Genomic DNA, 20,035 nt, shown 5'->3' with positions numbered 1-20,035 from the left:
ACGAGACATCAGGGCAGGAAAGCTTGCCCTGATTTACCCGCGTGAGGGCATCACACCCAAGGAATCGAGACTCCGAACACTGTCTCTGATAACATGGCGAAACAAATCGCGACGCGAGGTCTTTGGGAGGGGACTTTGATGACCGATCTACAGATAAATTCTAGACTGCACGAGGCAATTTCAGCGTCTTGGGAAAGGTGCGAGCGCGACTACAAACTTAAGCGTAACGCGGCCCAACCAATCTTGCGATTGCAATCGTCTGAAGTCGCCCCACGACTCGAGGAAATGATTGAACGGACGGGTGGTCGGCATGGGATCTTTCGCAAACTAGCAAGACTTGCATCGGACGCAGGCCATTGCTTGGTGATCACTGATAACGACGGCATCCTTGTTCGGCTCGAAAGCAAAGGCGCGGACAAGACTTGGAACGGTATCGCATTGGGGTCGGTTTGGGATGAACGCATCGCTGGTACGAATGGAGTGTCAATGGCACTGAATGAAGGGCGTGCATTCACAGTGCGTGGCAAGGACCATTATTACTCAGAACTTCAGCCCTTTGCCTGTAACGCTATCCCACTAAGAGATGCGTCCAATGCAGTGATTGGGATAGCCAATATCTCCTCCATCGACCGTACCAATCCATCTGACAGCCTCTTTACGAGCGAGCTTCTAAGTGCGGCGGCCCATCGGTTGCAGCACATGCTTTTCGAGCAGGCGTTCAAGGACAAAGCCATTGTTTCTGTCGCTGTGCCCGGACGACGCGAGCTTTTGAAAGGAGCAGAGTTGGTCGCGGTTGATGAAGACGGTTTGATTTTGGGCGCAACTGCGGCGGCACATGACGTATCAGCAATTGGATCCCACAGTGAACTGACCGGGTGTCGGGTAGATGAAGTGTTCGGTACGGACCTTGAAAGCCTTGATCGGGTGTCCGGTCGTGTCATGTCGGTCCGCCGCGATAGCGGGCCTCTGCTGGATCTCTGGGTGCGGACACCGGTGGAAAGGGCGGCGATAATCCCCGGTTGGCGCTCAAAGCACCAATTGCCGACCCTCGGTGCCTGTCAACCCACTTTGAAGGATCTAGGCGTAGGTAGTCTTACAATGTCCGCGATTTGCGACCGGCTTCAGACGAACCTCAAATACGGTCTGCCTTTAATCATTGAGGGCGAGACCGGCACCGGCAAATCGGCCTTGATAGCAGCGTTGATTGGTGATGCACCGCAAACAGTGAACATTGATTGCGGGGCATTAGAAGACACAGACGACGACCGGACTTATATCAGGTCGTTGATGCAACAAACACGGATCGCGGGTGACATGGATGGTATTCCTTCTCAACGGTCCGCCTTGGTTTTTGATAACTTGGACGACCTACCGGATTTCGCACAAACCGCCTTACGAGGCGTGTTGAATGAAATGGAGTTGGCCGATAATCCGAGTGGGTGCTTTCCGCAGATTATTGCGACAACGCGGCAACCGCTGCTACAAAAGGTTCAGTTGGGCGCGTTCCGTGATGACTTATTCTACATGCTAACAGGCGCATCAACGGTGCTGCCACCGCTGCGCGCCCGTGAAAAACCGCTGGTTCTGGCCAAAGCTATTCTGAAAATGATGGCTGGTAGAGACGTTGAATTAGCGCCTGAAGCGGAACAGGTCATACGAGCGCATGACTGGCCCGGCAACGTACGTGAAATGCGCAATGTACTGAGGCAGGCACTGATGCATGGCGACGGGGAGCGCATAACGAACCTTGAACTTGCGCTGGTAACCCAACCTGTCGCGCGCTTGAAGAGCATTGATCTTCTAAAAATACCGCTCGGCGAAGAACAAGTGATCCGTGACGCCTTACAAGGCGCGCGATGGAATGTCTCCAAAGCGGCGCGGACATTGGGGATGGGACGCGCAACCATTCACCGTAAAATGAAGGTGCTTGGGATCACCCGCCCCGCGTGATCTGTTACGCAGCGCGTGATCACAGCTTAGAAGCGGTTAAAGCCGCCTTTTTGTGCGATGTAGAGCGGTGAGATACCCTCCAGCACGCCTTTGATGTACGGTGTCGCATTGTCGGAAACGATGCCTGTACAGCTATCCACGAGTTCAAAGAACCTACCTGCGTAGCCTTCGGCAAAGCCTTTGACATGAAGGTCGCCGTTTTCGGCGTCGGCATAGCGTTCAAGAATGTGCCACGTGCCGGTATCACCGACTTCATACCATTCATAGACCAGCGTACCGGATTCCTTATTGGTGTTTTCGACGAGGTCGTTCATCAGCGTGTTAAACCCGGCTCGATTTGCCTCCGGGACTTTTACCTCAAGATGGATGTGGATGGTTTCGTTGGACATTGTTTCCTCCCTATTTGGTTTTTGTCCGGTTAAGCGAATTGCGCCGCAAATTCCTCCTTTGCTGCTGCAAAGAGCGCCGTTGTTGGAAGCTCTGACACGCCAATGGCTGCTTCCAGGCTAGTGTGCGCGTCGGATTTGATCGGCATTAGTTTTAGGGTCTCGTGTAACGCGGCGACCGCGCGTGCGCCCTTATAGAAGGTATCCGTCGTCAGGATCACCGCATGGGCCAACACGCGGGCGGGCTGGCCTCGCTTCGGACGCCAGCGTTGTGCTGTTCCGATCAGTTTTTGACCCTTGAAAGATAGGTTCCAGGCCCCGTCGCAAAAGCTGCCTGGCGTTTCGCCTATATCCAGTTCTGCGCTAAGCCCACGTTTTAGAACGCGAGTCAGCAGGCGATAGCTTTCGTCGATTGTACTTCCACGAGGTGCATCAAAGGCGAGTATCAGATTATCGATGCCAGGGCCCTGCGGGACAGTGCCGCCACCAGTGGTGCGCAGAAAAACTGGCCAACCTGCCGCATGTGACTGCTGACGGCCACTTTCAAACTCTGCATGTTTCACGTAGGCGCGTGGGCAAACAAGGCTATGTTCACGTGCGCGCCATACACCAACCTTCGGGCCAGCGGACATGAACAGATCTTGCTCGAAGGCAAGGCCATCCGCCGCACTTGCGACAGTCTGGACAACGGTTCTCACCCCGCCATCCCTTCAATCTCATCGCAGATCGCGGTCAGCAAATCGCCCGCTGGTGCGCCATCAAGGGCCCGATGGTCAAAAGTCAGCGAAAGGCCAACAAAAGGGTGCAAATCGATCCCACCGTCCGAAGCCCTTACAGGCTTGTCGGCCATCCGACCAATACCCAAAATGCAAATCTGGCCAGAGTTCAGGATCGGAGTGAAATGCTCCACCCGGGTCAGGCCGAGGTTTGACACCGTAAAGGTTCCACCTGTCATCTCAGTGACCGTCAGCTTGTTTATCTTGGCACGTGCAGCAAGGTCTTGGCGTGCAGTGCGCAGTTCTACCACATCCATCTTGCCCGCACCAAAAATGGCAGGCGCGACCAGAAGGTTGCCTGGCAAGGCGATGGCGACGGACAGATCGATAGCCTCATGCAAATGGACTTCGCGGTCGTCGACCTTTCCATTCGCGTCTGGATGCTTTTCCAGGGCGCGCACAACTGACAACATCAGCAGATCCTCGACCGAAACCTTGGTGCCAGCCTCTGCGAGACGTGTTTTTTCAGCCATTAAGGCCGTCGCATCCGCGCTTGCGTGATGTGTAAGTTGGGCCGCCGTCGCAAGGCTTTTGACCATCGCATCGGCGATCATGCCGCGCACGCCCTTCAAAGGAACTGTGCGGATGCCCTCCGTCACGTGATGGTCCCGATAACGCCGCCTTTGGGCACAACTGCATCCGCTTCTTCTTTGATGCTGATGGTGCCACTCGCAGGTGCGTTGATCTCATACTGCACTTTCGCGGTCATAATTTCCGCGATCAGTGCGCCTTCCGTTACAGTTCCCCCATCGCTTACCAGCCACGTGGTGATCACTGCTTCTTCGTCTTCCTCCCAGAGGTCAGTGGGGATGATGATATCTGTTGCCATTTCTATGTCCTGTTGAGAGAGAATGGGGCCGCGCAGTTCGCACGGCCCCGAAGCCAGCTTAGGCGGCGTTCATGCCCTGAAAAGCCGCAACGATCTTGTCCGGATTTGGTAAGCAGAACTGCTCCATCACGCGCGCGTAAGGGATCGGCACATCCGGGTAAGCGACGCGCTTTGGTGCAGCCTTGAGAACCGAGATGTCATGCTCTGTAACAGACGCGATGATCTCTCCGGAGACGCCATAGGACATGTAGTCTTCGTCCACGACGATCAGACGGCCCGTTTTAGCGACCGATGCACGGATGGTATCGCGGTCCAAGGGCACAAGACTGACCAGATCGATAACTTCCGCACTAACCCCATCAGCTTCGAGTTGCGTTGCGGCCTTAAGCGCGTTGTGCACTCCCATCCCGAGGCTAACGATTGTGACATCCTCGCCTTTTCGCACCACATTGGCTTTACCGATCTCAACGGTGTAGCTTTCCTCTGGCGTGTGCACGGTGGCACCCGGTTCCGTGGCCAACCAGCCCATGCCTTGCAGGCTTTTGTGATACATATATACGACCGGGCTATCATCGCGCATCGCAGCCGTCATCAAACCTTTGGCGTCATAAGCATTGGATGGGCAAACCACTTTCATGCCGGGCAGATGTGCAAAGGTGCCGTAAAGGCATTGAGAGTGCTGTCCAGCATCAGAATAGCCACCGCCAGTGGAAGTCATCAGCACCATCGGCACCTTGACGTTGCCACCAGAGAAGTAAGTATTCTTGGCCATCAGGTTGTAGATCGCGTCAAAGCAAACTCCGAAAAAGTCGACGAACATGAGCTCAACGACCGGACGCATCCCGTCTTGGGCCGCCCCGACTGCCGCACCAATAAAGGCCGTCTCAGAGATCGGCGTATCGCGTATGCGCTCTTTTCCGAATTCTTCAAGTAGGCCACGGGTATTGCCGTAGACGCCACCCAAAGCGCCGATGTCTTCGCCCATCACAAAGACAGACGGGTCGATTTGCATTTCCTGCTGCACAGCCTCTGCCATGGCGCGGGCAATGGTGAGTTTTCTCTCGTTAGGTACGTTCATGTTATCCCCTCCCTTACGCAAACACAGATGTCAGAGCATCTTCTGGCGCTGGATCCGCACTTTCGCGGGCAAATTTGATAGCAGCTTCAACGCGGGCCGCGCTTTCAGCTTCAATGGCATCCAGTTCGGCTTCCGAGGCAATGCCGTCAGCCAACATCTTGGCGCGCATCTTCGGGATCGGGTCCTTTTCGAACAGCGCATCCTTCTCGCCCTCTGGCCGGTAGCCTTCGGCGTCACCCATGAAGTGTCCCGCAAGTCGGTAGGTTTCGATCTCTATCAATGAAGGACCATCGCCAGCGCGTGCACGTGCAATCGCTTCGCCCGCGGCTTCATAGATGGCGTAGGGGTCATTGTCGGCAACGCGGACACCCGGAATGCCATAGGCGGCAGCCCGGTCAGCGTTGTTAGCAATGGCAGTGGAGTCCTCTTTAGAAACAGAAATGCCCCAATCGTTGTCTTCAATCACACAAACAAATGGCAGTTTCCATGTGGCAGCGAGGTTCATCGCCTCGTGCCAACCACCTTGGTTTACGGCCCCTTCACCGACAAAAGCTACGGCAACGCCGGGTTTCTTTTGCATCTGACGGCTGAGCGCAGCGCCAACGGCAGGCCCCATGCCCTGAGCGATAATCCCTGAGCAAGCAAAATTCACATCCGCATCAAACAGATGCATATGCCCGCCGCGCCCGCCGGATAGCCCAGTAGACTTGCCGAAAATCTCAGCTACCATCTTATCCAGATCAACGCCCTTGGCGATTGCCTGGTGGTGCGGACGGTGCGTGGCAGTTACGACATCCTCTGCGTTTAAGTGCGCGCAGACACCTACGGCCACGGGTTCTTGCCCGTCGCTAAGATGCATCTCGCCCGGGATAGGGCCGTCTGCCATGCTGAATACAGGCGTTTTGCCCTCGAAGTAGATGCCCGCGATGGTCTCTTCGAGCTTCCGGCTCGTGACCATGTTGCGATACATCCAATGTTGCTCATCGCGTGTTGGTGTCATGTGTGTTCCTCCCTTGCTGCCAGCTTTTTTGCTGATCCAACAAAGAAACGCTGCGATGGCACGTTCCTCGGTGGCAAGAATTGATCTCAAAATCGAACAACGCGGCCAATAACTGTCTCAACATGAGACAGTTTGAGACAGTTGTTAGCCTAGTGAGACCATGGCTTGGATCGTGGTGGCCTGGGACTGATGTTAAAAACGGGCCGCAAACAGGTGATAGCGCCCCGGCTCTGGTGAGAAGTCTGGGTCGCCAATCGCGTTGCGAAAGCCGCTAACGCCGCGCACGAATTCTCCTCGCGCGCGGCGTTCTTTTGCCTTGGATTGATCTTCTTGGGTCGCGATATCTTTGGTCGTATGCGAACCTTCATCCCCTAAGGCGATGATGCAAGATGATTGGCACCGCCAGTTCTTCCTCGTCCCCAAGATGGCGTTTCAGAAAGGCTTCGATCACCGCGCTGGTCTGATGCACGCCAGCCACCTCTTCACGTGCTTGCGTCTCGTCCAGGTGCGCCAGTTTGATCACGCGGTTGGCCTGCCGGGTGAAGTCATCCAGCACGCGATCCAGATCGGCATGGTCCTTTTCCAACACCTCCAACCCTGCATCGAAACGCGGGTCGGCGGCGGATAATTCTGGAAAGTAACTGTGATCTTCCCAGCCATGATGGCCGTGCAAGTTCCCCACCAGATTACCACCATAGTAGGATAGCCGCCCGGCATAATCATCAAGCGCCATATCCTTGTTCAACAGCGCTTCAGCGTCCAACCTGACCCGCTCAGAGACCCGGCGGAACATCTGATGCGCGCCAAGCCAGTGGCGGGTTTTCTCTTTGAAACCGGGATGCGCGTCCCACCCGTCGCGCGGGTACTGATCCAAGAGAAACCGCATCTCTTGGGGCATCTCGTCTTGGCGGATGGTATATGTATCAAGCATTTGATTTCTCCTTTCCCATCCCATCTGGGGGTGCCGCGCGGCCTGCACCAGATGGGACTTTGACAGGTCGGGTATGCGTCTAGGACACGCCTGCAAAGCGAATACCGCTCAAGTCTGCGACCTCGCGCTTCCACGATGTAATGTCGCGCATCGTGAAGTCCGACAGGCTGTCGTGACCGCAGGCGCGTGCCAGAACCTGCATCAGTTCGACACTTGCCCCAAAATAACGCGACAAACGTTCCGCGCCGAGCTGCACATCCAGCCGCCTGCGCAGTTCTGGCTTCTGCGTGGCCACGCCGACAGGGCAGTTGTTGGAATTGCACATCCGCGCCGCGATACAGCCGACGGCTTGCATGGCGGAGTTGCTGACAGCGACTGCATCTGCACCGAGGGCCATCGCCTTGGCGAAGTCTTCGGCAACGCGTAGCCCGCCGGTGATCACCAACGTCACCTCGCGTCCCGCACGCGCATCCAAATGCTTGCGTGCGCGCGCCAAGGCAGGGATCGTCGGGACCGAGATATGGTCACGGAATATCAGCGGGGCCGCCCCTGTGCCCCCGCCGCGTCCATCCAGAATGATGTAGTCCGCGCTGGCCTCCAACGCGAAGTCGATGTCATCCTCAATGTGGTTCGCGGACAGTTTGAACCCGATTGGAATGTCGCCGGAGCGCTCGCGCACTTGATCCGCGATGCGTTTGAAGTCCTCCGGCGTGTGCAGGTCCGGAAAGGTCGAAGGCGAGATTGCAGATTGCCCCGGCTTCAGCCCGCGCACCTCTGCGATTTTACCTTGCACCTTATCGCCGGGCAAATGCCCACCAGTGCCGGTTTTCGCCCCTTGGCCGCCCTTGAAGTGAAAGGCCTGAACCTTTTCGACGTGATCGAGCGACCACCCAAAGCCAGCAGAGGCAAGCTCGTAGAAATAGCGGCTGTTCTCGGCCTGCTCTTCGGGCAGCATCCCGCCTTCGCCTGAGCAAATGCCAGTCCCAGCCATCTGCGCCCCACGGGACAATGCAGTTTTGGCCTCTTCAGACAGCGCACCATAGCTCATGTCCGAGACAAACAGTGGGATATCGAGCTGCAAAGGCTTGGCTGCGCGCGGACCGATGATGACTGATGTCGCCACTGGCGCGTCGTCCAGAAGTGGTTTGCGCGCCATCTGCGCAGGCAAAATTTGGATGTCGTCCCAATGCGGCAGGTCCTTGCGCGGCACGCCCATAGCGCCCATTTCGCCATGGTGGCCCAGCTTGGACAGCCCGTCTTTCGCCAGCGCATGGATGCGCGCCACGGTGGGTTCTTCGGGGGTTGGCGTCGCCTGTGGGATATCGGACTTCGGCGCAGGGGCAGCATCCCCTACTGCGGCCTCGCCAAGGCGGGTATGCGATCCATCGCAAAACGGCGCGTTGGCACTGGATTTACATTGGCACAAGGCTGCTGCACCATCCTTGTCGGCCGTAAATTTCAGCGGCTCAATCCCGGTCCCGGCGTGGGATCCGTCGCAAAACGGTTGGCTTTTTGATCGTCCGCAGCGGCACCAGAAATAGTCTTTGCCCACCTCCAGATCGACTTTTGCCGGGGTCTTGGCGGCGATGATGGGAACAGATTGGGTCATAGTGAAGCTTCCTTATTGAATGCCGCGCGGTTGTGCGGGGCGGCATAGTCGACAACCGGCCCTTTTGGGACAACGCGGGTTGGGTTCACCGTGTCATGGCTGCCGTAGTAATGGTTTTTGATGTAGGCGATGTCGACGGTCGCGGCGACGCCCGGGTGTTGGTACAGATCGCGGACATATCCCGAGAGATTAGGATAATCGGCAATACGACGGAGGTTACATTTGAAGTGCCCTACATAAACCGGATCAAACCGCAGCAGCGTCGTGAACAAACGCCAGTCCGCCTCGGTCAGGTGATCCCCCATCAGATACCGACGTTCTGACAAGCGGTCTTCTAACCAATCGAGCGTTTCAAACAGGGGATCAAACGCGTCTTCATAGGCCGCTTGTGTCGTTGCAAAACCTGCCTTGTAGACCCCGTTGTTGACCGTGTTATAAATGCGCGTGTTGAGAGCGTCGATCTCTGGACTTTCGGCTTCTGGGTAATAGTCTCCAGGGGCCGCGCCAACATCGTCGAAGGCTGTATTGAACATGCGGATAATATCAGCGGACTCATTGGAGACGATTGTGCGTTGTTGTTTGTCCCACAGGACCGGCACGGTCACCCGCCCCGTGAAGTCAGGTTTTGCTGCTGTGTAGACTTGATGCAGGAACGCTGCATTGTTAATCGGGTCCGGCGTTGATCCATCGCCAGGTGTAAAGGTCCAGCCATCGGGCCCCATGAACCAATGCACAATTGAAACATCAATCATGTCTTCAAGGCCCTTCAGCGCCCGGAAGATCAAGGTGCGATGCGCCCAAGGACAGGCCAGCGATACATAGAGATGATAGCGCCCGGCTTCTGCCTTAAACCCGCTCACTCCGGATGGTCCTGCCCTGCCATCGGCGGTGACCCAGTTGCGAAAGGCGGACGGCTTGCGCACATAGCGCCCATCTGTTGACTTCGTATCGTACCATTTGTCGACCCACTGGCCATTCTGCAGCAATCCCATGATGTGCCTCCTGCGTGTCTATTGCGTGATGTTGAAAGTAAGGGTGATGGGCTCTGGTTTGGTCCCGATGGTGCCAGTCACTGCGTCAAAAGCTGCCCCAATCGTATTGCCGGAAACATCCTCGAGCTCAGGATCGACGATCAGCTTGTAAGTTCCCCCCTGCCACGGCTGATCCGGGATTAAGCTCCACCCACCGCCGTCGGTTTCAATCTGACCGCGAACAGGGTCCCCATGCGGGTCTTCTACGGTGAGCAACCGCAAAACGGCTCCGCTGTCGATGATCCGGTCAAAGGCAACAGTCACTGGTGCGTAGCTGCCCGCTGGTGGTGGAAGGATTTGCCAGTCATCAGGTGCAAGCGCGCGCCGTTCTGCGTCTCCGACCCGAAAGGCGACTGAGGCCTCTTGCCCAAGCGGGGCACCTGCCGCACTTTGCATCGCGTCCGAGACGACAAGCCGATAGGTTTCGCCCGCAACCAATGGTGCGCCTGCTTGCGTATTTGGTCCAACGCCTTGCTTGATCCGTCCGGGATCAAGCAGCAGCGTCGCGCGGGTTTGGCTGGGGTCCCAAAGTTCCGCTTCAAGGTTGAGGAACGGGCTTGGTATCGCTGTGCCATCCCGGCCAAGCAAGGCCACAGAGTCACGGAGTTGCCCGCGCGCCATTGGTTCCGAGAAATGTAAGTAAAGCCGCAACGTATTGGCCGGAATAACCGCCTGTGACGGGGCGAAACCAACCAAACGCGGGACCGTGGCCTCTGCCGCAGGGGGCACGATTTCTAAGGTCGTACCATTCAGGTCGAGCACATAGGCCGTTCCCGGTTTAAGGTTGAAACGCGGCTGAATACTCAAAACCGCACCTTGATCCTGAAGGGTAACTAGCATGCCGCGCGTGCTGTCCAAACTCGCGACTTGCAGGCGCAGCAGATCGGGATTTGCCATCAACGCCGCGCGTTCTGCATCCTCAAGACCTGTCACTACGACAGCGCCCAACACCGGATCAAGGTGTGCATCAACCTCTGCCAAAGCTGGCAGAGGCAGCGCGATAAGTGCGGCAAGCAAAGCCTGCCGCACCAGATATCTCACCGCCCGCATTAGTTGAACTCAAGCGGAGGCGCTGCCTTGTATCCGAATGGATCAGGGCTGCCCTCAAAGTTCATTTCCACAACGTGGTCTGCGCGATCAAAGAAGAACGGCAGAGGGATGGTGTGAAGCTGGATGTTGCGCGGGTCCTCGGGGCTGGTGCGCACCACCACGGCGTAGTTCTCATCCAAGGTATCCAGATGCATCGTCCCGCTCATCGGCAATGGAAACTGATCAACACCCGCGACAGAGAATACCGGCTGGACACCTTCGCCCTCTGGCATCGCTTCGGCGGCAGTCAGACCTGCAATGCTCAGTGATGCTGCCGACCGATTGGTATTGGTCACCACAACATTGCTGCTGCCGTCCCATGCATTCACGTAAGGAACGATGTCCAGTGGCGTGTTGCCAAAGCCCATCTCTCCGATCATCGTGCCTTTCACTTCGGCACCATCCGTCAATTCAGACAACGGGATCTTCACGATAGGGGTACAAGCGTAGATCGCGATCAAGGTCGCGACACCGTCCAACTCGGCCACTGTCTGCGTGATGATCGGCGCGCGGGTCTCGTACTGCGCGTGAACAGCATGCCAAATCTCGATGGAGGATGTGCTGATCTCGTCGGTGAACGGGAATGGCATCCGCCGCAACTTGGAACTGAACTCCTCGTTCGACACGCCAGCCACCAGCAATTCACCTTGGTAGTAATCGATGTCCGTGATTGCCAGCGTATTGAGTGGCTGCCCGAATTCGAGCGTGGCAGAGGTTGGCACAGGCCCGACAGATATCGAGGAATGATCAGCGGCAGCCAAATCAACCAGTTCAAGCGCACCATTGTTGACCGACACGATGACGGCTTCGGCGTCTGGCCCATGCCCACGATGCACAGACAGGAAAATTTGCTTGCTGGGTTTATGGACGACCATGTCGTTGATCACGACCTGCTCAGGCTCAACACCCAAGATAGCTGCAATCTCCACATCAAGGTTGTCGAAGATCGTGCGCCCTTCAAAGGTCTGGGCGCGACCGAGTTGATAGCTAGATTGATCGGCAAGAGCGTCACCAAGATCAAAGGCATGGACCAGACCGGCCTTGGCATCGCCCACAAAAAGAGTATCGGCGTTGTCAAAAGCTAGCGCGCCTGCCGAAGACAGTGATTGTGCTTGAACTGCACTGCCTGCGGCCAGCGTCAAGGCGCTCGCGGTCAAAATGGATTTTGTCAGTTTCATAAGGATCTCCGTGTTTGCGAATAGATTGATCGCAAACTACGAGGTGCCAAAAATCTCTCTAGCCAGAAAAAAGTGACCACAAGGGCCGCAAAATGAGAACGCTGACAAGCTTCCTGTTTTGGCTGGCCCGTAGTATTAAACAGGACCTTCCGGCCGAAGGCACACACATGATAGCGAACGGAAACTCAACCATGGGCCAGATCGAAGACCTCCGCCTTTTCGTGAAAGTCGTGGACAGCGGCGGGATCGCCCGTGCGGCGGAAGAGATGAACATCGCCAAATCAGCCGTAAGTCGCAGGTTGGCCCAACTTGAAGACCGCTACTCTGTCCGCTTGATCGACCGCCAACCCCGAGTGTGGGAGGTCACGAGCGCCGGGCAAGAGCTTTACCAACGTGCCAGCCACATGGTGGCCGAAGTCGATGAGTTGGACGCTGACTTCTTGCAAGTGGGCCATACACTCAAAGGACCACTCTCAATCACCGTCGCGCGTGAGTTCGGACTGGCATACCTTAAACCGACGCTGTTCAAATTCGCCCAAGATCATCCCAACATCGACCTGACAATAGACTTCGATGACCGGACCGTTGATCTGGATAGTGAGAATTATGACCTCGCAGTGCGTGTCACAGAAACGGAACTGCAGGGGCTACACTGCCATCGGCTTGGCACCACACAGCACGGTCTATTTGCTAGCCAAGGGTACGCTGCAAGCCACCCATTGCCGGAAGACATCGAGGAGCTTACCGGACACCCACTCCTACACTACGGCGCCGAACGCCGTGCGACGTGGGCCTTTGAGAACGACGGAAAACGAAGAACAGTGAAGTTTCGCCCCGCCTTGAGATCCAACTATGGGACGTTTCTGCTTGATGCCGCTTTGAATGATGACGGGATCATTCGGTTGCCACTTTTCGTCGTCGATAGCGAGGTCCAAAAGGGTAAATTGGTTCCGGTTCTGCCGCATCTCAAACACGCCGATTACGGCATTTACGTCGTTCACAGCAGCAAGCGTCGGATCAACAAGCGCATGAGGGCAATGATTGATGCGCTGAGTGAGAGTTGCGTATCATTGAATGGCTGAGAATGGCGTGCTCACGCCGTCACCCGAAGACCGGACCATTAGATTTCTGGCGCCAGAGCAGACATTTATTCATCTTGCAGCATCGGTCAAAATGGGCTCTTTTGGCATCTTCGCCGCATTTTGCTCCAAGGTCAGCTATGGGTGTATATAGCCTGCTGATAAGAGGCGGGGTTTAGGCTCTGCCACAAATTAATTCAGCCAATCATTCTTCATCATAAAAATAGAATTTGCGGCGTGAAACGTCGCTATTCCTGATGAGGATTTTCCAGAGTGTTTCGCCAACAAATGCAAGGATGGCTCCCGCGACAGCAAGGTGCAGCAGGAAGAGTGTGTAAACGTCCCAGAAGTTGCCTGTCTCCGAGCGATACGAGATGAATCCTATGCTGCTAGCAACCAGAAGCAGGATGCCCATCAAGCGCAAAGTGTTGGCGAATTTATTGATCGGCGTGTTGGGGTCTTTTAGATGCTTCATCGAGTTGTTCGCCTTATCCAATGGCTGAAAAGAATAGCTTTGCCTCGCTTTGCGGCGATGTGCCCTTTGAGAGGGATTGCTCAAAAATGTATTGGGTGAATTTTTGGACTTCAGCGCTGGTAAAGGACTTTTCGTGCGCATTGGCATGCTCGAAAACAGCCTGCGCGGTTTCCCCGGCCAGACGAGCTGATTGCTCAATGTCAGGAACGGAGGTGCCAAAGACCAGCCAAATTAGGTTCTTATCGAACTCTTCGCAAAATTTGACTGCGATCGAGAGCGGCAACTCTCTCTTTTCAAGCTCGTAGTTTTTATAGGATTTGTCAGCGATCCCGAGTATCGCTGCGACCTTGCTTTGAGGGTAGCCCAATTGGCTGCGCACGCTGAGCATCCTTTGGCCAATCCCAATCAATACAGTTGACATTCGGACAAATGTTCCCATATTCGTACTTACGTAACCTTATGTGACGTATTCTGTCTAATCATACCGCTATTTGATAAAGAGGAAAGAACTATGGACGATTGTTCCCTGCTTACCCCAAGAGAACTGGCCGCTCAGACTGGTTGGCCTGAGAAGCGGATCAGGAAATTGATCTCGACGAAAAGTATTAGGTTCTTAGGAAATGGGGCCAATTTCCTCCTGCCTCAGAACGCCATCCATGACTACATCGCTCGAAATATGGTCGAACCATGCCAAGCGGAGGTGGCAGAAGATGAGTGACATTTTGCCATCATATACGACGCCGTGTGCCCTCGCGAAGCGTCTTACTGCTTCTCCAAGATTCGTGTCGGACACTGTTCGCGAACTTGGATGCTTTTGCAAAATTGGTCAGAAAGTAATTATGTTGGATCATCTTGTGGTCACGTTTATGGAGGCGATGGAATGCCGCTCAAAGTCTTTAAACGGAACAAGCTCTATAGCTACAGGGGCACAGTTGCCGGTAGGCGACTACGAGGCCCTACGGGAACAGCGGACAAGAGGATTGCTGAAAGGATCGCAGCCGAAATCGAAGCAAAAGCGTGGCAAAGTCATCTTGATGGACCCGGCGCAACGCTGACGTTTGCCCAAGCCGCAATTGCTTATAGACAGGCAGCGCGTGACGACCGGTTTCTTGATCGCGTAGAGGACTATTGGAAGGACACGCTTGTCCCGAAGATCACAGGCGAGGCTATCCGCCAAATGGCCCGTAAATTGTATCCTGGCGCGGCCAATGCCACTTTGAACCGTCAAGGCATCGTACCGGCGCAGGCGATCATCAACTACGCAGCGGATTTGGAATGGTGTGCACGGATCAAAGTCAAGCGGTTCAAGGTCAATGCTAAAAGAAAGACCCCTGCAACACGGGGATGGGTTGAAGCTTTCGCCCAGCAAACAGTTCAAGATGAGCTACACCACTTGGCTGCGTTGTGCCTGTTTATGTTCGGCACGGGAGCACGACGTGGTGAGGCATGTGCTTTGACTTGGGGTGACGTCGAGCTGTTTCAGAAGAAGGCCGTGATCAATCAAACTAAAATCGATGACCAACGCGTCGCGCACCTGTCGCCGCCAGTCATCGCGGCATTGGCGAACATTCCTTCAAACCGCGAACCTGACAGTCTGGTGTTTCATTATGCCTCTGGCGAAAGCGTGGGGCAGGTTTGGAACAACGTCATTGAGCGAGCGGGCATCGAAAAGCTTTCGCCCCACTGTTGTCGCCATGGATTTGCAACTTCAATGCTGCAGGCAGGGATAGACCCAAAGACTGTTGCGGTACGCGGCGGCTGGAAAGACGTTGGAACGGTAATGAAATTCTATGCTCATGCGATGGATGATCCGACCGTCACGGATGTGCTTTTTGGCACAAAATAGACACAAGACGAAAGCGCTTATCAGCCAAGTAGCTGTAAATAAAAGGAGATATAACAATGACTTGGACCCTTCGTTGGGGAAGGGTGTCCCACTGCTGGACATACGGAACCTCATTGAAAACGGCAACAGGCAAAGGAACTTGCCAAATGGGTTAATTCAGCTTTTTGGTCCACGATTTAGCAACGCGTGTTTCCGATCGGCACAAATTTGAACCCAAAAATGCGACTTTTTTTGGTAACGCCAAGTCTTAGAATCGGATGGCGCGCACCTAAGCTTTCAGTTCTTTGACGGCAAGATCTGAGCCGTGAACCTATCGCGATCCTATTATTTTGACGTAGTCGTCCCGTGGATCCTTGCGGCATTGATTGTTGTGTTCATGAACTTGACCGAACAGCCCTGAAAGGCTTGGCGGATTATCGTCATTGTGTGGCGAAAAATACAAACCTCGATTTCTAGATAACTCGTCCTGCCACTTGTGCGGCGAGGCGCCGTTTGTTCACATAGGAAGTAGATGTTTCCGAAATAATCCTAGCAAAGAGGCGGTAAGACTGGTTTATGCCGCCCCATGTTTACTGCGACCCTCCTGTGTGATCCCGCCAAACCCTGCCTCGAGGCAGCCCTGCCACAATCCCTTCGAAATGCGTGGGGTGGGGGCGATATTGTTTGGCTCAATCCTGACGTGGCCTGCGAATTTGCGCTGGGCCAGATGCCCGCGAATCTCTGGCAAGTCTGGGAAGATGTTCAAGGGACGGGCATCGATCTGGTCGTGCAGCCTTCGGTCAATCGCCGTAAGAAGATGTTGATCGCTGATATGGACAGCACCATGATCCAACAGGAATGCATTGATGAGCTGGCCGATGTGGCTGGTGTGGGCGATCACGTCAAAGCCATCACAGCCCGCGCCATGAATGGTGAGTTGGATTTCCACGCAGCCTTGCGCGAACGCGTGGGATTACTGAAAGATTTGCCCGAAACCGTGATCGCCGAAGTGATCGAGACCCGGATCACTTTAATGCCTGGGGGTCCTGTTTTGCTTGCGACGATGAAGGCTAAAGGGGCTTTCGCCGCGCTGGTATCTGGTGGGTTTACGGCGTTCACAGCCCATATCGCCGCTACGCTGGGCTTTGATGAAAATCGCGCGAACACGCTTGTGGTGAGCGATGGGAAATTAACTGGTGAGGTTGGCGACCCGATCCTTGGGCAACAGGCCAAGGTTGATGCTCTGGAGGATTTCACGGCCCAACTTGGGATTGGCGGCGAGGATGTGATTGCCGTTGGGGACGGTGCGAATGATTTGGGTATGCTGCAACGCGCAGGCACAGGCGTCGCCTTGCATGCAAAACCTTCGGTGGCAGCCCACTGTGATGTGCGGATCAATCACGGTGATCTGACTGCGCTGCTTTACCTACAGGGCTACACGGTCAGCGATTTTGTAGACTAGGCTGGAAAACCAGCTGCTGATTGGATCACGCCGCAATCGACGCCGCGCCAGTTTGTCACTCGCGCGTTATGGCGCTTCAGCGCTGCGGGATGATTTGCATCCAAAACACCCAATTTGATCAAGAGGGCTGCAATCGCACATTCGCTACCGCGGGAGGCCCCGTCAGAAATCTTTAGCGCCACACCCAATTTTTGCTCGGGCACGATCGCTACAAAGACACCGTCAGCGCCGGTTTTAATGGCGACTTTCCCATCCATAGCACGCATCAGTTCGGTGCAGGCGCGGGTCTCGCCTGCCACCATTTCAGGATACGCGCGCATGGCATTGGTCAGCCTGTCAGCGGCTTTAGATCTGGCGTCTGAACGGCCGGAAGCACTGGCAAAAAACGCCATAGACCGCGCAAGGCCAAAGACAGTGGTCGCGAAATTAGGGGCCGAGCACCCATCGATGCCATAGCCGGGGCTGTCCGTTTGGCTTGTGTCCTCGATGGCATCGCGCATGGCTTTTTGCAGCGGGTGATCCACTTCGATATATTCCGTCCCACCGCCGATATGTTTGTTCAAAGTCAAGAATCCCGTGTGCTTGCCCGAACAATTGTTGTGACTTTGACAAGGGGTTTCGCCGGCGCAGATCATGTCGTGATAGGCCTCTTTATCGCTTGGTTTTTGCGGACCGCATCGCAAGTCGTCCACGCTGAGGTCCAGATCATGTAACCAATCTCGCACGGCATTGGTGTGGATGTAGGCCCCCTGATGAGACGAACAGGCCAAAGCCAATTGTTTTTCCGAAAGACTAAACGCATCTGCAGCACCGCTTTCGATAAGGGGCAGGGCCTGCACCATTTTATAAGATGACCTTGGATAAATTATGGCCTCTGGATCCCCCCAAGCCTGTACAATTTGACCCGTCTCGTCGCAAATTACAGCGTGGCCCAAATGTTGACTTTCCAAGCGTTCCCCGCGCCAAAGTTCGACCATTGGAATAGGTTGTGTCATTTGGTCCGTCCTTTTTGGTCACAATGCAGCGATTTTCCGCACATTTAGGGGGTCACAGCCCTTTCCAGACTGGACGACTTTGAACTACACTACCATCATCGAGCATAGAACCGCCGATCTGCATAAAAGTGCCGTCAGATGCAACAGCAGTCCGGTGAAGATGAGGCAACCACAGCTTGGAGGCTGTATAATGATTTCGAATGTACTCCGCGGTATCGCGGCGAGTGTGGCTGTCGTTGTGGCAGCACAAGGCGCGTCTGCCCAGCAAAGCACCAATCAAGTGGCAGCAATCACAGATTGGAGCGTTTTTGAGGAAGCCAACCCAAAAGAGTGTTGGAGTGTCTCTGCACCTAAGGAAACCGTAAACACCCGTGGTGGCCGTGTGGTGGCCGTAACACGTAGTGATATTTTGCTGATGGTGTTCTACCGTCCCGGTCAAAATGTCAGCGGTCAATTGACGTTTACTGGTGGGTATCCATTTGCCAGCGGATCGACCGTTTCGATGCAAATCGGCGATGGGTCCTATGATTTGTTTACGGAAGGCGAATGGGCTTGGCCCGCGACACCTGCGGATGACGCCAAAATCATCGCAGCAATGAAACGCGGTGCGCAGGCGGTTTTGACTGCACGGTCCTCGCGTGGGACGCAGACCAAAGATACATTTTCCCTGCTTGGCTTTACCGCGGCCGTTGAGGATGCGGGCAAACGCTGCACAGGTTGATAGGTCCGATGCCTCTGGCGAAGATATTTTGACGAAAAAACGGGGCTGGGTGAGACACCCGGCCCTTTTGCATTCTGCAACGAATCTTATATGCAGGCGATCTGCAAAGGATTTAAACCATGACCCAAGCGCCGATTACTCAAGACGTGCTAACCATTCCGCGTAAACTGCCTGACGGCCCAATCAATTTGGTGGGGCTGACCCGTGACGTGTTACGCGAGACACTGATTGCCCATGGGACGCCTGAAAAGCAGGCCAAGATGCGCATGGGGCAGATTTGGCAGTGGATTTATGAAAAGGGTGTGCGATCCTTTGACGAGATGACCAATCTCTCCAAAAGCTACCGTGCCGACTTGGCTAAAGCGTTTGTGGTGGCCGTTCCCGAAGTTGTCACTAAGCAGGTCAGCGATGATGGTACACGCAAATATCTGGTGCGCATCGCGGGCGGCCATGAGGTTGAAGTGGTCTATATTCCTGAAACAGATCGCGGGACCTTGTGTATTTCCAGTCAAGTTGGGTGCACGCTGACCTGTTCGTTCTGTCACACGGGAACTCAAAAACTGGTGCGCAATCTGACGGCTGGAGAGATCATCGGGCAGGTTATGGTGGCCCGAGATGATTTGGGAGAATGGCCTGAGATTGGCGCGCGCAATACCGAGACGCGACTGTTGTCCAACATTGTTTTGATGGGCATGGGCGAGCCGCTTTATAATTTCGATAATGTGCGCGACGCCATGAAGATCGCTATGGATCCCGAAGGGATAGCTCTGTCGCGTCGGCGGATCACGCTGTCGACCAGTGGTGTTGTTCCAGAGATCGCGAAAACTGCAGAAGAGATCGGGTGCATGTTGGCGGTGTCCTTCCATGCGACCACCGATGAGGTGCGCGACACTTTGGTGCCGATCAACAAACGTTGGAATATTGAAGAGCTGTTGTCGGCGTTGCGGGCCTATCCCAAGGCGTCCAATTCCGAGCGGATCACATTCGAGTATGTGATGCTAAAAGGTGTGAACGATAGCGATGAGGACGCGCGAAGGTTGGTGCAGTTGATCAAAGGGATCCCTGCCAAGATCAATCTGATCCCGTTCAATGAATGGCCTGGCGCCCCGTATGAGCGCAGCGACTGGAAGCGTATCAAAAGCTTCTCGAACATCGTGTTTGATGCCGGCTATTCGTCACCGATCCGCAAGCCGCGTGGCGAGGATATCATGGCGGCCTGTGGTCAGCTCAAATCTGAAACCGAACGCGGCCGTAAATCCAAAGCCCAGATTGCTGCGGACGCTGGATTGTAAACAATCGGGCAGAAATGGGGCCATTGTGCCCCGAAATTAACGATACCTTGTCAGAATGCCGCCCTTTTGGCCCTGCAGAGTGAACTTAGAAACACTCTGTTTGGGATAGGGAAACACTGACATGACAATTTTTAACACTGATCCGCTGGTGGCCACTCAGGTCCGTAACCTCGTAACCGCTGAACGGCAGAAATCGCTCAGTACACGCGAATGGAAACATCGCCTTGCGGGCTATGGCTACTTGGTCGAAGACACTTTGCATGGCGAAGTGATTAAAACTCTGCGTCACGGCGAACCGGTATGCATGCTGGGGGCGTAATCGCCCCCAG

21 protein-coding genes are annotated in these 20,035 nt (G+C 55.0%); 7 read left to right on the top strand and 14 right to left on the bottom strand.

Going from position 1 to position 20,035, the window contains the following annotated elements:
- Positions 1 to 285: 285 nt before the first annotated feature.
- On the top strand, positions 286 to 1,950 hold the full coding sequence (locus ACIRQ6_RS16255; protein ID WP_420861650.1) for a sigma-54-dependent Fis family transcriptional regulator: 1,665 nt from the start codon (positions 286 to 288) through the stop codon (positions 1,948 to 1,950).
- Between the two features lie 26 nt (positions 1,951 to 1,976).
- Here the strand turns inward: ACIRQ6_RS16255 and ACIRQ6_RS16250 are convergent, their stop codons facing one another.
- The 11 genes from ACIRQ6_RS16250 to ACIRQ6_RS16200 all read right to left on the bottom strand — a co-directional run bounded on the left by ACIRQ6_RS16250 (position 1,977) and on the right by ACIRQ6_RS16200 (position 11,857).
- A complete protein-coding gene (locus ACIRQ6_RS16250) occupies positions 1,977 to 2,339 on the bottom strand; it encodes a putative quinol monooxygenase (protein ID WP_420861649.1) in 363 nt (120 codons plus the stop codon).
- Between the two features lie 29 nt (positions 2,340 to 2,368).
- On the bottom strand, positions 2,369 to 3,034 hold the full coding sequence (locus tag ACIRQ6_RS16245) for a lipoyl protein ligase domain-containing protein (protein ID WP_420861648.1): 666 nt from the start codon (positions 3,032 to 3,034) through the stop codon (positions 2,369 to 2,371).
- On the bottom strand, positions 3,031 to 3,711 hold the full coding sequence (locus ACIRQ6_RS16240) for a 2-oxo acid dehydrogenase subunit E2 (protein WP_420861647.1): 681 nt from the start codon (positions 3,709 to 3,711) through the stop codon (positions 3,031 to 3,033). Before ACIRQ6_RS16240 ends, ACIRQ6_RS16245 begins: the two co-directional genes overlap by 4 nt.
- On the bottom strand, positions 3,708 to 3,941 hold the full coding sequence (locus tag ACIRQ6_RS16235; protein WP_420861646.1) for a biotin/lipoyl-containing protein: 234 nt from the start codon (positions 3,939 to 3,941) through the stop codon (positions 3,708 to 3,710). The genes ACIRQ6_RS16240 and ACIRQ6_RS16235 overlap by 4 nt, the downstream gene beginning before the upstream one ends.
- Positions 3,942 to 3,999: 58 nt before the next feature.
- Positions 4,000 to 5,019, bottom strand: coding sequence for an alpha-ketoacid dehydrogenase subunit beta (locus ACIRQ6_RS16230; protein WP_420861645.1), 1,020 nt, complete (start codon positions 5,017 to 5,019; stop codon positions 4,000 to 4,002).
- Between the two features lie 13 nt (positions 5,020 to 5,032).
- On the bottom strand, positions 5,033 to 6,019 hold the full coding sequence (locus ACIRQ6_RS16225; RefSeq protein ID WP_420861644.1) for a thiamine pyrophosphate-dependent dehydrogenase E1 component subunit alpha: 987 nt from the start codon (positions 6,017 to 6,019) through the stop codon (positions 5,033 to 5,035).
- 364 nt (positions 6,020 to 6,383) lie between these two features.
- Positions 6,384 to 6,950: a hemerythrin domain-containing protein gene (locus ACIRQ6_RS16220; RefSeq protein WP_420861643.1), complete on the bottom strand. Its 567-nt coding sequence runs from the start codon at positions 6,948 to 6,950 to the stop codon at positions 6,384 to 6,386.
- 79 nt (positions 6,951 to 7,029) lie between these two features.
- A complete protein-coding gene (locus ACIRQ6_RS16215; protein WP_420861642.1) occupies positions 7,030 to 8,559 on the bottom strand; it encodes a glutamate synthase-related protein in 1,530 nt (509 codons plus the stop codon).
- Positions 8,556 to 9,551, bottom strand: coding sequence for a glutathione S-transferase family protein (locus tag ACIRQ6_RS16210; RefSeq protein WP_420861641.1), 996 nt, complete (start codon positions 9,549 to 9,551; stop codon positions 8,556 to 8,558). The genes ACIRQ6_RS16215 and ACIRQ6_RS16210 overlap by 4 nt, the downstream gene beginning before the upstream one ends.
- A gap of 18 nt (positions 9,552 to 9,569) precedes the next feature.
- Positions 9,570 to 10,640, bottom strand: coding sequence for an Ig-like domain-containing protein (locus ACIRQ6_RS16205; protein WP_420861640.1), 1,071 nt, complete (start codon positions 10,638 to 10,640; stop codon positions 9,570 to 9,572).
- Positions 10,640 to 11,857: a hypothetical protein gene (locus ACIRQ6_RS16200; RefSeq protein WP_420861639.1), complete on the bottom strand. Its 1,218-nt coding sequence runs from the start codon at positions 11,855 to 11,857 to the stop codon at positions 10,640 to 10,642. Before ACIRQ6_RS16200 ends, ACIRQ6_RS16205 begins: the two co-directional genes overlap by 1 nt.
- A 92-nt stretch (positions 11,858 to 11,949) precedes the next feature.
- Between ACIRQ6_RS16200 and ACIRQ6_RS16195 the strand changes: the two genes are divergently transcribed.
- Positions 11,950 to 12,939 (top strand): LysR family transcriptional regulator, encoded by a 990-nt coding sequence (locus ACIRQ6_RS16195; protein ID WP_420861638.1) that lies wholly within the window; start codon positions 11,950 to 11,952, stop codon positions 12,937 to 12,939.
- 202 nt (positions 12,940 to 13,141) lie between these two features.
- On the opposite strand, the gene ACIRQ6_RS16190 is transcribed toward ACIRQ6_RS16195, so the two are convergent.
- Positions 13,142 to 13,411: a hypothetical protein gene (locus ACIRQ6_RS16190; RefSeq protein WP_420861637.1), complete on the bottom strand. Its 270-nt coding sequence runs from the start codon at positions 13,409 to 13,411 to the stop codon at positions 13,142 to 13,144.
- 13 nt (positions 13,412 to 13,424) lie between these two features.
- On the bottom strand, positions 13,425 to 13,799 hold the full coding sequence (locus ACIRQ6_RS16185; protein WP_420861636.1) for a helix-turn-helix domain-containing protein: 375 nt from the start codon (positions 13,797 to 13,799) through the stop codon (positions 13,425 to 13,427).
- Between the two features lie 492 nt (positions 13,800 to 14,291).
- Here ACIRQ6_RS16185 and ACIRQ6_RS16180 point away from each other — a divergent pair, with 492 nt between their 5' ends.
- Positions 14,292 to 15,257, top strand: a complete 966-nt coding sequence (locus ACIRQ6_RS16180) for a tyrosine-type recombinase/integrase (protein WP_420861635.1) — start codon at positions 14,292 to 14,294, stop codon at positions 15,255 to 15,257.
- Between the two features lie 565 nt (positions 15,258 to 15,822).
- Positions 15,823 to 16,698, top strand: a complete 876-nt coding sequence (gene serB / locus ACIRQ6_RS16175; protein ID WP_420861634.1) for a phosphoserine phosphatase SerB — start codon at positions 15,823 to 15,825, stop codon at positions 16,696 to 16,698.
- On the opposite strand, the gene ACIRQ6_RS16170 is transcribed toward serB, so the two are convergent.
- Positions 16,695 to 17,693 (bottom strand): asparaginase, encoded by a 999-nt coding sequence (locus tag ACIRQ6_RS16170; RefSeq protein ID WP_420861633.1) that lies wholly within the window; start codon positions 17,691 to 17,693, stop codon positions 16,695 to 16,697. The two genes, serB and ACIRQ6_RS16170, sit on opposite strands and share 4 nt — an antisense overlap.
- A gap of 190 nt (positions 17,694 to 17,883) precedes the next feature.
- Between ACIRQ6_RS16170 and ACIRQ6_RS16165 the strand changes: the two genes are divergently transcribed.
- The 3 genes from ACIRQ6_RS16165 (at position 17,884) to ACIRQ6_RS16155 (ending at position 20,025) form a co-directional block, all read left to right on the top strand.
- Positions 17,884 to 18,414 carry an invasion associated locus B family protein gene (locus tag ACIRQ6_RS16165; protein ID WP_420861632.1) on the top strand — a complete coding sequence of 177 codons (531 nt, stop codon included), beginning with the start codon at positions 17,884 to 17,886 and terminating at the stop codon, positions 18,412 to 18,414.
- Positions 18,415 to 18,533: 119 nt separating this feature from the next.
- Positions 18,534 to 19,706 (top strand): 23S rRNA (adenine(2503)-C(2))-methyltransferase RlmN, encoded by a 1,173-nt coding sequence (rlmN, locus tag ACIRQ6_RS16160; RefSeq protein ID WP_420861631.1) that lies wholly within the window; start codon positions 18,534 to 18,536, stop codon positions 19,704 to 19,706.
- A gap of 121 nt (positions 19,707 to 19,827) precedes the next feature.
- Positions 19,828 to 20,025 (top strand): hypothetical protein, encoded by a 198-nt coding sequence (locus tag ACIRQ6_RS16155; protein WP_420861630.1) that lies wholly within the window; start codon positions 19,828 to 19,830, stop codon positions 20,023 to 20,025.
- The last annotated feature ends 10 nt before the right edge of the window (positions 20,026 to 20,035 follow it).

Origin of the sequence: Algirhabdus cladophorae (assembly GCF_044772865.1) — a bacterium.
In the GTDB taxonomy this organism is placed as follows: Bacteria; Pseudomonadota; Alphaproteobacteria; order Rhodobacterales; family Rhodobacteraceae; genus Algirhabdus; species Algirhabdus cladophorae.
This window is presented reverse-complemented; position numbering and strand designations above follow the sequence as displayed.